This is a genomic window from Variovorax sp. BGA-UO-ETr-C22, assembly GCF_059567965.1.
Genome location: NZ_JCAQPA010000009.1, coordinates 513514 through 526598 on the forward strand (window position 1 = coordinate 513514; position 13085 = coordinate 526598).

Annotated in this window: 10 protein-coding genes; 5 read left to right on the forward strand and 5 right to left on the reverse strand. The window is 68.0% G+C overall.

The window, feature by feature from the left end:
* The first annotated feature begins 42 nt into the window (after positions 1–42).
* The 5 genes from AC57B8_RS11925 to gshB all read left to right on the forward strand — a co-directional run bounded on the left by AC57B8_RS11925 (position 43) and on the right by gshB (position 7139).
* Positions 43–1335: a glutamate-5-semialdehyde dehydrogenase gene (locus AC57B8_RS11925; protein WP_493195438.1), complete on the forward strand. Its 1293-nt coding sequence runs from the start codon at positions 43–45 to the stop codon at positions 1333–1335.
* A gap of 184 nt (positions 1336–1519) precedes the next feature.
* Complete coding sequence (gene gshA, locus AC57B8_RS11930) at positions 1520–2836, forward strand: glutamate--cysteine ligase (protein WP_062477724.1); 1317 nt, start codon at positions 1520–1522, stop codon at positions 2834–2836.
* Positions 2837–2992: 156 nt separating this feature from the next.
* Positions 2993–4861 carry a potassium transporter Kup gene (locus AC57B8_RS11935; protein WP_062477721.1) on the forward strand — a complete coding sequence of 623 codons (1869 nt, stop codon included), beginning with the start codon at positions 2993–2995 and terminating at the stop codon, positions 4859–4861.
* A 41-nt stretch (positions 4862–4902) separates the two neighbouring features.
* A complete protein-coding gene (locus tag AC57B8_RS11940) occupies positions 4903–6186 on the forward strand; it encodes a benzoate/H(+) symporter BenE family transporter (RefSeq protein WP_496479705.1) in 1284 nt (427 codons plus the stop codon).
* Positions 6186–7139, forward strand: a complete 954-nt coding sequence (gshB, locus tag AC57B8_RS11945) for a glutathione synthase (protein WP_496479706.1) — start codon at positions 6186–6188, stop codon at positions 7137–7139. The genes AC57B8_RS11940 and gshB overlap by 1 nt, the downstream gene beginning before the upstream one ends.
* Here the strand turns inward: gshB and AC57B8_RS11950 are convergent, their stop codons facing one another.
* From AC57B8_RS11950 to AC57B8_RS11970, 5 genes are all read right to left on the reverse strand, one after another.
* Positions 7140–9356, reverse strand: coding sequence for a TonB-dependent receptor (locus tag AC57B8_RS11950; protein WP_496479707.1), 2217 nt, complete (start codon positions 9354–9356; stop codon positions 7140–7142).
* 115 nt (positions 9357–9471) lie between these two features.
* Complete coding sequence (locus tag AC57B8_RS11955; protein ID WP_056584331.1) at positions 9472–10239, reverse strand: class II glutamine amidotransferase; 768 nt, start codon at positions 10237–10239, stop codon at positions 9472–9474.
* A 20-nt stretch (positions 10240–10259) separates the two neighbouring features.
* A complete protein-coding gene (locus tag AC57B8_RS11960; protein WP_496479708.1) occupies positions 10260–10880 on the reverse strand; it encodes a CHAP domain-containing protein in 621 nt (206 codons plus the stop codon).
* A gap of 63 nt (positions 10881–10943) precedes the next feature.
* Positions 10944–12056 (reverse strand): class II histone deacetylase, encoded by a 1113-nt coding sequence (locus AC57B8_RS11965; RefSeq protein ID WP_496479709.1) that lies wholly within the window; start codon positions 12054–12056, stop codon positions 10944–10946.
* Positions 12053–13084, reverse strand: coding sequence for a branched-chain amino acid ABC transporter permease (locus AC57B8_RS11970; protein WP_496479710.1), 1032 nt, complete (start codon positions 13082–13084; stop codon positions 12053–12055). The genes AC57B8_RS11965 and AC57B8_RS11970 overlap by 4 nt, the downstream gene beginning before the upstream one ends.
* Position 13085 lies beyond the last annotated feature (1 nt).

Below are 13085 nucleotides of genomic sequence, written 5' to 3' on the forward strand. Positions count from 1 at the left end.
CGCGTCAGCCGGGCCGAAGGTCCGCGTGGGAAAATGCGCGCCATGAACGCGTTCAACGTCAGCGAGCACATGCAGACCCTCGGTCTGCAAGCCAAAGCCGCTGCATTCCTCATGGCCCGTGCGGATGCAGCTACCAAAAACAGAGCACTGAAAGCGCTGGCCCGGCGCCTGCGCGAAGCCGGCCCCGCGCTGGCCGTCGCCAATCAAAAGGACCTGGAGCGCGCCACGGCCGCCGGCCTGTCGGCCCCGATGGTCGACCGGCTCAAGCTCACGCCCAAGGTCCTCGACACCGTGGCCGAGGGCTGCGAGCAGCTCGCCGGCATGGCCGACGTGATCGGCGAGATCATCGGCATGAAGCAGCAGCCCAGCGGCATCCGCGTGGGCCAGATGCGCGTGCCGATCGGCGTCTTCGGCATGATCTACGAGAGCCGTCCCAACGTGACCATCGAGGCCGCGAGCCTGGCGATCAAGAGCGGCAACGCCGCCATCCTGCGCGGCGGCTCGGAGGCCATCGACTCGAACAAGGCACTGGCGCTGCTGGTGTCCGAGGCGCTGGCCGAAGCCGGCCTGCCGGTCGATGCGGTGCAGCTGGTGCAGACCACCGACCGCGAGGCCGTGGGCCAGCTCATCGCCATGCCCGAATTCGTCGACGTGATCATTCCGCGCGGCGGCAAGGGCCTGATCGAGCGCATCAGCCGCGACGCCAAGGTGCCCGTCATCAAGCACCTGGACGGCAACTGCCACGTCTACGTGGACGACACGGCCGAGTTCGACATGGCGCTGCGCATCGTCGACAACGCCAAGACCCAGAAGTACAGCCCCTGCAACGCCGCCGAAGGCCTGCTGGTGGCGGCCTCGGTGGCCGACCACTTCCTGCCCGAGATCGCCGCCATCTTCGCCGCCAAGGGCGTCGAGATGCGCTGCGACCCGGCCGCCGCCGCGATCCTGCGCGCCAGCGAGGCGCACCATCCGCAGGCGAAGGTGATCGATGCGGTCGAGTCCGACTGGTCCGAGGAGTACCTGGCCGCCGTCATCAGCATCAAGGTGGTGGCGGGGCTGGACGAGGCCATTGCGCACATCAACCGCTACTCGAGCCACCACACCGACGCCATCGTCACGCGCGACCACATCAATGCCCAGCGCTTCCTGCGCGAGGTCGATTCGGCCAGCGTGATGGTGAATGCGAGCACGCGCTTCGCGGACGGTTTCGAGTACGGGCTGGGCGCCGAAATCGGCATCAGCACCGACAAGTTCCACGCGCGCGGCCCGGTCGGCATCGAAGGCCTGACCTCGCTCAAGTACGTGGTGCTGGGGCAGGGCGAAGTCCGCGGTTAATCGGGGTCCGAAGGGCCGGGGCCATCGGGCCGGCGGCGCGGCGAGGCCCGTGCCGCGGTGTTCTTGCAACGTGTGTTGTGGATTGGGGTGCTTTGTTCTCTTTGGCAGCTTGTCATCGGGCGCGCCATCCCCAAATCCTACAATTCCACTCCACCTTTAAGCACAAAACCAACAAGGCCGCTGCATGGTTCCGCATCTCGTCACTGCCCTGACCGGCCCGATCAACGAACTGGAGCAGCGGGTGCTCGACTCGATGCCCGCCATCGAGCGCTGGTTCCGCCTCGAGTGGATGGAGCACACGCCGCCGTTCTACAGCGCCGTCGACATCCGCAACGCGGGCTTCAAGCTCGCTCCGGTCGACACCAACCTGTTCCCCGGTGGCTGGAACAACCTCACCAAGGAAATGCTGCCGCTGGCGGTGCAGGCCGCGCAGGCGGCCATCGAGAAGATCTGTCCGGAGGCGCGCAACCTGCTCGTCATTCCTGAAAACCACTCGAAAAACACCTTTTATCTCGCCAACGTCGCGCAACTGGTGCGCATCTTCCACATGGCGGGCCTCAATGTGCGCATCGGCTCGATCGATCCGGCCATCAAGTCGCCCAAGAAGATCGAGCTGCCCAACGGCGAGACCGTGACGCTCGAACCGGTGGTGCGTTCCAAGCGCCGCCTGGGCCTGAAGAACTTCGATCCCTGCACAATTTTGCTCAACAACGAGCTTTCTGCGGGAACGCCTGGCATCCTCGAAGACCTGCACGAGCAGTACCTGCTGCCGCCGCTGCACGCGGGCTGGTCGGTGCGCCGCAAGAGCAACCACCTGCACAGCTACGAAGAGCTGTGCAAGCGCTTCGGCAAGCTGCTGGGCATCGACCCCTGGCTGATCAACCCGATCTACGCGCGCGCCGAAGGCGTCGACGTGGCCGAGGGCCGCGGCATCGACGTGCTCACCAGCCATGTCGACGCGGTGCTCACCAAGGTGCGCCGCAAGTACAAGGAATACGGCATCAACGAGAAGCCCTTCGTGGTCGTCAAGGGCGGCCACAGCGGCAGCGGCAGCCCGGGCGTCGTGACCGTGCGCGACGCGAAGGAGGTCGAGGCGCTGATCGGCAAGTCGCGCACCGCCACCTCGTCGCCCGCCAAGACCAGCGCCGGGCGCGACCTGCGCGAGCCCACCGAGCTGATCGTGCAGGAAGGCGTGCTGACCAACGAGCGCGTGCACAACGGCGTGGCCGAGCCGGTGGTCTACATGATGGACCGCTACGTGGTGGGCGGTTTCTACCGCGTGCACGCCGAGCGCGCCGCCGATGAGAACCTCAAGCAGCCGGGCGCCAGCTACGTGCCGCTGGCCTTCTCGGAAAGCGCGCAGCTGCCACAGCCGGGCGCCAAGCCCGGCGCCAGCGCCCCCAACCGTTTTTACATGTATGGCGTGGTGGGCCGTTTGGCCATGGTCGCGGCCAGTTACGAGATGGAAGCGACCGACCCGGACGCCGAAATCTACGAATGAGCGGCGGGGGCGGGTTGCGGCGTCGGCGGGCAACGGCAAAATAGCGGCCCCACAGCAACGGAACCAAAAGGGCGGAGGGATGCGCGGTACGGCCGCGGCACCCCGGCGTGACTGACGCGTCGATCATTGCGAGCCAACCTTTTCCCATCGACCCCCGTGTCAGCCCCCAAAAACATCTCTGCCGGCCTCATCGTCGGCGCCATCGGCGTCGTCTATGGCGACATCGGCACCAGCGTTCTCTATGCGGTCAAGGAAGTCTTCGGTCACGGCCATGTGCCGTTCACCGTGGAGAACGTCTACGGCATCCTGTCGATGTTCTTCTGGACTCTCACGGTCATCGTCTCGATCAAGTACGTCGTGCTCGTGCTGCGCGCCGACAACGAAGGCGAGGGCGGCCTAGTCGCGATGCTCGCGCTGGCCTCCCAGGCGGTGGCCGACAAGCCCAGGCTGCGCCAGCTGCTCCTGATCGTCGGCATCTTCGGCACCTCGCTGTTCTACGGCGACGGCGTGATCACGCCGGCCATCTCGGTGCTCTCGGCGGTCGAGGGCCTGGAGGTGGTGTCGCCGCACTTCAAGCACTACGTGATCCCGATCACGCTGGTCGTGCTGTTCTGCCTGTTCGCGGTGCAAAAGCGCGGCACGGCGGGCATCGGCAAGTTCTTCGGCCCCGTCACGCTGGCATGGTTCGCGGCCATCGCCGTGCTGGGCGTGTGGCAGATCGCGCACCACCCCGAGATCATCAAGGCGCTGAGCCCCTGGTATGCGCTGAAGTTCATCTGGGACAACCCGGGCACCAGCTTCATCCTGCTGGGCGCGATGGTGCTGTGCGTGACCGGTGCCGAGGCGCTGTACGCCGACCTGGGCCACTTCGGCAAGAAGCCGATCCGCATCGCGTGGTTCTCGGTCGTCATGCCGGCGCTCACGCTCAACTACCTGGGCCAGGGCGCGCTGCTGCTGGAGAACCCCGAGGCCGTGAAGAACCCGTTCTTCATGATGGCGCCTGAATGGGCGCTCATTCCGCTGGTGCTGCTGGCCACGCTCTCGACGGTGATCGCCTCGCAGGCGCTCATCACCGGCGCCTTCAGCGTCACGCGCCAGGTGATCCAGCTGGGCTACCTGCCGCGCCTGAACATCGAGCACACCAGCGTGCGCACGGCCGGCCAGATCTACATTCCGCTGGTCAACTGGGGCCTGTTCGTGGCCATCGTGATGGCGGTCGTGATGTTCCGCACCTCGAGCAGCCTGGCCGCGGCCTACGGCATCGCCGTGACCACCGACATGCTGATCACCACGATCCTGACCTTCTTCGTGATCCGCTACGCGTGGAAGCTGCCGCTGGCGCTGTGCATCGCCTCGACCGCGATCTTCTTCGTGGTCGACTTCCTGTTCTTCGCCTCGAACCTGCTCAAGCTGTTCGAAGGCGGCTGGTTCCCGCTCTTGATCGGCGGTGCCGTGTTCACGCTGATGGTCACCTGGAAGGAAGGCCGCCGCCTCATGGGCGAGGCGCAGCACGCCGACGCGATCGACCTGAAGTCCTTCCTCGGCTCGGTGTTCATGAGCCCGCCCGCGCGCGTCGACGGCACGGCCGTGTTCCTCACGGCCGAACCGGGCGTGGTGCCCAACGCGCTGCTGCACAACCTCAAGCACAACAAGGTGCTGCACGAGCAGAACATGTTCGTCACCGTGCGCAACCACGAGGTGCCCTGGATTCCGATGGACAAGCGCATCGAGATCGAGGCGCTGGGCAACCACTGCTGGCAGGTGATCGTGCACTACGGCTTCAAGAACGACATCGACCTGCCGCGCGCGCTCGACAACGCGCGCATGCGCGGCTGCCAGCTCGAGCCGATGACGACCAGCTACTTCCTCTCGCGCGACGTCGTGATCCCCACGCTGGGCAGCGGCATGGCGCCGTGGCGCGAGAAGCTGTTCGCGCAGATGCACCACAACGCGAGCGGCGCGGCGGCCTTCCTGGGCCTGCCCAACAACGCGGTCGTCGAGCTGGGCTCGAAGATCGAGATCTGAGGCCCGCGGCGCCAGGCCGCGCGCCCCGGCAGAATCGCGGCATGCGATTCTTCAAGGACCTGAGCCTTTCGGCCTTCACCGCGGGCTTCGTCGCCGTGCTCGTGGGCTTCACGAGTTCGGTGGCCATCGTGTTCCAGGCCGCCCAGGCCTTCGGCGCCACGCCCGAGATGGCGGCCTCGTGGATGTGGGCGCTGGGCATCGGCATGGGGCTGGCTTCGGCGCTGCCCTCGCTGTGGTGGCGCAAGCCCGTCATGATTGCCTGGAGCACCCCCGGCGCGGCCGTGCTGGCCGTGGCCGGCGCGGGCTACGGCATGGGCGAGGCGGTGGGCGCCTTCATCGTCTGCGCGGTGCTGATCGTGCTCGCGGGCGCCACGGGCTGGTTCGAGCGCGTGATGAACAAGATCCCGATGGCCATCGCCTCGGCGTTGCTGGCCGGCGTGCTCGCGCGCTTCGGCATTTCGGCCTTCACGGCGGCGCAGACCGCGCTGCCGCTGGTGCTGCTGATGCTCGGCACCTACCTCGTGGGCAAGCGCCTGCTGCCGCGCTATGCGGTGCCGCTCACGCTGCTGGTGGCCATCGCCTTCACGGCCGCGCGCGGCGAGCTGGCGTGGTCGGCCGTGCACTTCTCGCTCACCTGGCCGGTGTTCACGGTGCCGGTGTTCACCTGGCAAGCCATCGTGAGCCTGGCGCTGCCGCTGTTCGTCGTGACCATGGCCTCGCAGAACCTGCCCGGCGTGGCGGCGATCCGCGCCAGCGGCTACAGCGACCTGCCGGTCAGCAAGCTCATCACGATCAGTGGCCTCGCCACGCTGGTGCTCGCGCCCTTCGGCGCCTTCGCGCTCAACCTCAGCGCCATCACGGCCGCCATGTGCATGGGCCGCGAGGCGCACGAAGACCCGGCGCGGCGCTACACGGCGGCCGTGAGCTGCGGCGCCATCTACGTGGTGATCGGCCTGTTTGGCGCGGCCGTCACGGGCCTGCTCACGGCCTTTCCCAAGGAGCTGGTCGCGGCCATCGCCGGGTTGGCGCTGCTGGGCACCATCGGCGGCGGGCTGGCGGCAGCGGTGCGCGACGAGGCGCACCGCGAGGCCGCGCTCATCACCTTCCTGGTCACGCTCTCGGGCGTGACGCTGGCCGGCATCGGCTCCGCCTTCTGGGGCGTGGTGGCCGGCGCGGTGGCGCTGGCGGTGCAGCAGGTCGGCCGCGCACGGGTGCAGCTGCCCATTGAAAAAGCCCCCGCCGGCAAGGACATCGCCGCTTCCGGCAACATGCCGCCAGAAACTCCCTCCACAGCCGCCGCTCCCGGCGCCGGAAAGAACGCCTGATGAAAAACATCCTCTTCGTCGCCGACCCGCTCGATCACTTCAAGATCTACAAGGACACGACCTTCTCGATGATGCGCGAGGCCCAGCGCCGCGGCCACCGCATCGCGGCCTGCCTGCCGCAGGACATCCAGTGGACCTCCGGCGGGCGCGTCTCGGCGGTGGTGCAGCAGATCACGCTGACGGGTGACCCGAAGGACTGGTACCGCGTCGACATCATCGAGTCGAAGGCGCTGAAGGACTTCGACGCGGTGCTCATGCGCAAGGACCCGCCCTTCGACGCCGAGTACATCTACTCGACGCACCTGCTGCAGCAGGCCGAGCGCGAGGGCGCGAAGGTGGTCAACTCGCCGCGCGCGCTGCGCGACCACCCCGAGAAGCTCGCGATCATGGAGTTTCCGCAGTTCGTCACGCCCACGCTGGTCACGCGCAGCGCGCAGGCCGTGCGCGACTTCCATGCCGAGCACGGCGACATCATCCTCAAGCCGCTCGACGGCATGGGCGGCATGGGCATCTTCCGCGTCAAGCAGGACGCGCTGAACCTCGGCTCCATCGTGGAGACGCTCAACAAGGACGGCGCCGAAACCATCATGGTGCAGCGCTTCGTGCCCGAGGTGACGCAGGGCGACAAGCGCATCCTGATCATCGCGGGCGAGCCGGCGCCCTTCGTGCTGGCGCGCATTCCGCAGGGCACCGAGGTGCGCGGCAACCTCGCGGCCGGCGGCAAGGGCGTGGCCCAGCCGCTCACGGCGCGCAACCGCGAGATCGCCGAAGCGATCGGCAAGGTGCTCGCGCCGCGCGGGCTGCTCCTGATCGGGCTCGACGTGATCGGCGACTCGGTCACCGAGATCAACGTGACCAGCCCGACCTGCTTTCAGGAAATCACCGAGCAGACCGGCTTCGACGTGCCGAAGATGTTCGTCGATGCGCTCGAGGCGCACCTGGCCTCGGCCTGATCAGAAGTCGACCGACGCCGACAGCGTGAAGGTGCGCGGCGCACCGAGCACCAGGTAGCCGTTGTTCGGGTAGCCGCCCACCGAGGCCCAGTAGTTCCGGTTGGTCAGGTTGTCGATGCGCGCGCGCAGCGTCACCAGCTTGCCGGCCACCTCGGTGAGGTAGCGCGCGCCGACATCGAAGCGCGTCCAGCCGGGCACGCGCAGCGTGTTGGCGGCGTCGGCGTAGCTCGGGCCCGTGGCCACCACGCGGCCGTCCAGCGACAGGCCGCGCACGCCCGGCACGTCCCATTCCACGCCCAGGGTGCCTTGCGTCTTCGCGATGCCGATGACGCGGCGGCCGTCGGTCGTGGCGTCGCCCGTGGCGCGCTGCTTGGCGTCCAGGAAGGTGATGCCGCCCATCAGGCGCACGCCCTTGGCCGCTTCGCCGAAGGCGGTCAGCTCCAGGCCTTGGTGGCGGTCGCGGCCTTCGGCCACGTAGTAGCCGGCGCTGTTGACGAGCGCGCGCGGCTTGTCGGTCGTGAAGAAGGCCAGGCCGCCGCCGATGCGGCCGCCGTCGAACTTGATGCCGATCTCTTTCTGTTTCGACACATAGGGCGACAGCTGCGTGCCCGCGTTGCGCACGGCGCCGCCGGTCGACACCGTGGGTGCGGTGTCGCCCTTGCTCAGGCCCTCGATGTAGTTCGCGTACAGCGACACCTGCGGCTGCAGCTTGAACACGAAGCCGGCCATCGGGCTGGTGCGGCTCTTCTCGTACGCGGTGGGCTTGCCGGTGTCGTAGGCGAAGTCGGTGCTCTCCAGCTTCTGGCGCCGCACACCGAGCGTGAGCTGCGCGCGGTCGTCCAGGAACGACAGCGTGTCGCCGATCGCCAGGCTGCTCAGGCGCGTCTGCGTCAGCAGCGCGGGGTTGTCCATGTCGTTGCCGCGGAACGCGCTCGCCGTGTAGGCCGGGATCGGGTAGCCGACGGGCGCGTACAGGTTGCTCTTCAGGTTGTTGAAGAAGTCCCACTTGTAGGCGTTCTTCTCCTTGAGCTGGTAGTACGAGTACGAGGCCACCACCGTGTGGTTCACCGGACCGGTCGTGAACTTGCCGCGCACGCCGGCTTCGGCCGTGCGGGTGTTGTCCTGGCGCTGGTTCTCGAAGCGCGACATGTTGCCCGCGCCGAGGTTGTTCGTGAGCGTGAGGCCGGCGAGCGAGTTGCCTTCATGGCTCTTGCGCGCGCCACCGGCGACCCAGGCCGTCACGCTGTCGGTGATGTCGTATTCGCCGCGCAGCGAGCCGAAGGTGTCGCGCTCGTTGGAGTAGGTCCAGGGCTGCGCGTAGTTGAGCTGGTTGTCGGGGGCCGACGGCACGCGCGTCACGCCGGCGCCGAGCGTCACGTTCGGGCGCGTGCGCGAGAGGCGGTGTTCCTGGTGGCCGAGGTCCGCCGAGATGCGCGCGTTGCGGCTGCGCCAGTCGAAGCCGACCGAGGCCACGTCGAGCTTCACCTGCTCGGCGTTCACGCCGGTGCCGCCGTCGCGGTGCGCCGCGTTCAGGCGCACGCCCAGGTTCTGGTCGGGCCCGAAGCGGCGTGCGATGTCGGTCGACACATAGCTTTGCGAGCCGCTGGCCGTGCCGAGCGTGACCTGCGTCAGCGGGTCGTTCGGTGCGCGCTTGGGCAGCAGGTTGATGTTGCCGCCGATGCCGCCGCCCGTGGGCGTGGCGCCGTTCAGGAACGCGCTTGCGCCGCGCAGCACCTCGACGCGCTCGAACAGCTCCGACGAGATGTACTGGCGCGGCAGCAGGCCGTACAGGCCGTTGTAGGCGATGTCGTCCGAATTCACCACGAAGCCGCGAATGAAGTACGACTCCTGGAAGTTGCCGAAGCCGCGCGCCACGCGCACCGACGGGTCGTTCTGCAGCACGTCGGCAACGCTCTTGGCCTGCTGGTTCTGGATCAGCTCGTGCGTGTAGCTGGTGCTGGAGAAAGGCGAATCCATCATGTCCTGGTTGCCCAGGATGCCCACGCGCCCGCCGCGCGCCACCTGCCCGCCCGCGAAGGGCTTGGTCAGGCCTTCGGCCGAGGCGTCGGCGCTGGCTTCGACGGTGACGGTGCTCAGCGTGCCGCTGGCGGGAGCCGCCGGTTCGGCGGCTGGCGTCTGGGCCAGGGCCGTCAGGGCGTGAAGGGCCAGCAGCGAGGCGGCCACGGTCGGGCGGAGGAAGAAGGGAGAGGCGGGCATGAAAGAGCGACCGTATGCAAATGAGAACAGTTATTGTTCATTGTTTGCACTCACTCATCGATACTTTCTTGCGCTGTTGCAAAAAAGTGTCAGCCAAAAGACTGAGTTTTGGGCCTCAGCGTGGCATCCGTTGGCCGTCCACGAACACATGCAACTCGCCCGAGGTGAAGGGCGTCCACGTCTCGTTGGTGGTGAGCGGCGCCGTCACCACCACGGCCACGCGGTCGGTGGGCGTGGTGTGCTGGGCGAAGTCGATTTCCAGGTCTTCGTCGGACAGCTGCGCCGTCACGAAAGGGTGGCGGCGTTCCACGTACCAGAGGTTGGTGGAGGCATGCGCCCACAGCGCCTGCCCGTTCGACAGCATGAAGTTGAAGGTGCCGTGCGCCGCGAGCTGCGGCGCCAGTTCGCGCAGCGTGAGCGTGAGCTCCTCGACGCTGGGCACGCCCGCGTGCGACTTGGCCAGCTCCTGCATGATCCAGCAGAAGGCGTGCTCGCTGTCGGTGTTGCCCACCGGGTGGAAGTTGCCGTGCAGGCGCGGGCGGAAGTCCTTCAGGTCGCCGTTGTGGGCGAACACCCAGTAGCGGCCCCACAGCTCGCGCACGAAGGGGTGGCAGTTCTGCAGGTTGACCTCGCCCTGCGTCGCCTTGCGGATGTGCGCGATGACGTTGCGGCTTTGAATCGGGTAGCGCCGGATCAGCTCCGCCACCGGCGACTCGCAAGCGGGCTGGTGGTCGACGAAGTGGCGCAGCCCGCGGTCCTCGAAGAACGCGATGCCCCAGCCGTCGGCATGGTGGTCGGTGCGGCCACCGCGCTGCGCGAACCCCGTGAAGCTGAAGGTCACGTCGGTCGGCGTGTTGCAGTTCATCCCTAGCAATTGGCACATGGCTGTGATTAGACCGCGATTCAGGATTTGGAGGAGGAGGCGGGCAGCCGCAGCCACCCGAGCACGCGCTCGGTGCCCAGCTGCGTGCGCCCTTCAGCGAGTACCAGCGGCAGGCGTTCGCGCGAGGTGCCGAAGGGCCCGGGGTTCTGCTGCACGATCTCGACCGCGTCGGCGTCCACGCGCGACACGATCGCCACATGGCCGTAGGGATTGAAGAGCCACGGCGCGAACACCACGATGTCGCCCACCGCCGGCGCACTCGCGCCGCCGTTGCGGTGCTGCACCAGGTTGCGCGCGGCGTTCAACGCACCGTCCGCCACAGCCGCGTCGAAGAAGGCCTTGGCATGGCCGCGCGCCTCGGGCATGCGGTGCTGGTGCCGCTCGTAGTAGTAGCGCTTGACGAACTCCACGCACTGCCAGCGCAGGCCGATGTTGTAGCCGTCGGGCGCGAGGCTGCGGCCGTCGACGTGGTTGATGGCGCCGTTGTAGTACACCGGCACGCCCTCGAACTGGTCGATCACCTCGCCGGGCGCATGCGTCGGGTTGACGTTGAAGCGGTTCGCGGCCCACAGGCCGAGCAAGGCGACGAGGACGAGGGCAGAGAGAACGACGACGGTGCGGCGGTTGATGAAGCGGGGCATGGACGGTGAAGCAGGACGCGCGGCCACGGGCCGGCAGCGACGAGCTTAGTCCATGCCGCCGCCTCAGAGCCCGTGCAACGCCGCCATCTCGCCAATCAATTCACGCTGGAACGCATCGAAGCGCGCCGACGGTTGCTGCAGCCCGAAGAAGTCGCTGAACGGGTCTTCCACCTCGGTGCGGTGCCCCGACAGTTCTTCCACCACCGCCAGTCCGCAGAAGGGCACGCAGGCTTCCGAGTAGCCGCCTTCGTGCACCACCACCACGCGCCCGTCGCAGTGCTTGGCGGCCAGCGCGTTGACCTGCCGCATCATCTGGCGGAACGACTCGGGGTGCAGCTGCATGCGCGCCAGCGGGTCGACGCCGTTGGCGTCCAGCCCGCTCGCCACCACGATCAGCTCGGGCCGGTAGCGGTCGATCACCGGCGTCACGATGCGCTCGAAGGCATGCATGTAGGCCGCGTGCCCGCCGCCGGGCTGCAGCGGGATGTTGACGTTGAAGCCCAGCCCCGCGCCCGTGCCGCGGTCTTCGGCGCCGCTGTAGCCGGGCGGGAAGCAGTTCTCCTGGTACAGCGACAGCGTGAGCACGTCGGGGCGGTCGTAGAAGATCTCCTGCGTGCCGTTGCCGTGGTGCACGTCCCAGTCGATCACGGCCACGCGGCCCAGGCCGTGGCGCGCCTTCATGGTCTCGATGGCCACCGCGATGTTGTTGAACAGGCAAAAGCCCATGCTGTGCTCGCGCAGGCAGTGGTGGCCCGGCGGGCGTGTGAGCGCAAAGGCGTTGCGGTGGCGGCCCTGCAGCACGCTGTCCATCGCGGCAATGGCCAGGCCACTCGAGAGCTTCGCGATCTCGTAGCTGCCCGGGCCGAAGGGCGCGACCTCGCCCAGGTCGCCGCCGCCGGCGTCGCTGGCGGCCTTGAACTTCTGCAGGTAGCTGGCGGGGTGCACGCGCTGCAGGTCTTCTTCGCTGGCCATCGGCGCGCTCAGCACGTCGAGCTGCGCGCTCAGGCCCGACACGTCCATCAGCGACTTGATGCGGCGCTTGGAGTCGGGCGACTCGGCCATGCCGCTGCCGGCCATGGGCTGCACCCAGCCGCCCACCGGCAGGAACAGGGCATGCAGCCCGCCGGGCACGTGCCAGAAGGTGCGTTCGTCGTGAAAGAAGGCGGTGGTCTTCATGCGGTGCGTCCTTGGGTGGAGGGAGGAAGGGGAGAAGAAAGGGTGGTCTCGTCGCGCGGCGGTGGATGGCGCTGCACGCTCAGGCCGCGCCAGCCCCAGCGTTCGCGCGCCAGCCCCCAAAGGCCGCGCGGTGCCAGCAGCATGACCGCAATGGCGATGCAGCCCATCGCGATCAGGTACCAGCCGCCCGACATCGCGAACCAGGTGTTGAACAGCTCGCGCAGCCCGAAGTAGATGACGGTGCCGATCAGCGGCCCCTCGATGGTGCCGATGCCGCCGATGATCACGATGAACATCGCCGTCACCACCCAGTTGATGTCGAAGGCCGAGTCGGGCGAGACGAACATCGTCCCCATGAAGTGCGCCCCGCCGGCCAGCCCGAAGCCCAGCCCCGACAGCACGAAGGCGATGAAGCGGTTGCGCCACACGTTCACGCCGATGCTGGTGGCGGCCAGTTCGTTGTCGCGCACCGCCATCAGCCCCAGGCCGAAGGGCGAGCGCATCAGCAGGTACACGCCGGCCACCGCTGCCAGGCCGATGGCGCCCGAGATCCAGAACGCGTTCTGCTGGAAGGTCTCGGCCTCCACCAGCCGCACCGCCTGCAGCGGCACGCCCGATTCGCCGCCGAACAGCGGGAACTTGGCGACCAGCAGTCGCACGATCTCGGCCAGCACCCACATGCCGATCGAGAAGTAGGCATCGCGCAGGCGGAACATCAGCGGCGCCACCACGGCGGCCAGCAGCGCGCCGCCCAGGCCCGCCACCGGCACCATCCAGTAGGGCGGGATGCCCAGCCGGTCGGAGGCCACGAACAGCAGGTAGGCGCCGATGCCGGCAAAGGCCTGGTGGCCCATCGATACCAGCCCGGTGTAGCCGGCCAGCAGGTTCCACATCTGGGCCATGGCCAGCGTGATCAGCACCTCGCTGAGCAGGCGCAGCAGGCCGCCGTCGGCCACGGTGGGCGCGAAGGCGATGGCAAGGGCCGCGGCGGTGAAACCGATCCAGGGGGCGAGGGACGGAGGACGCATC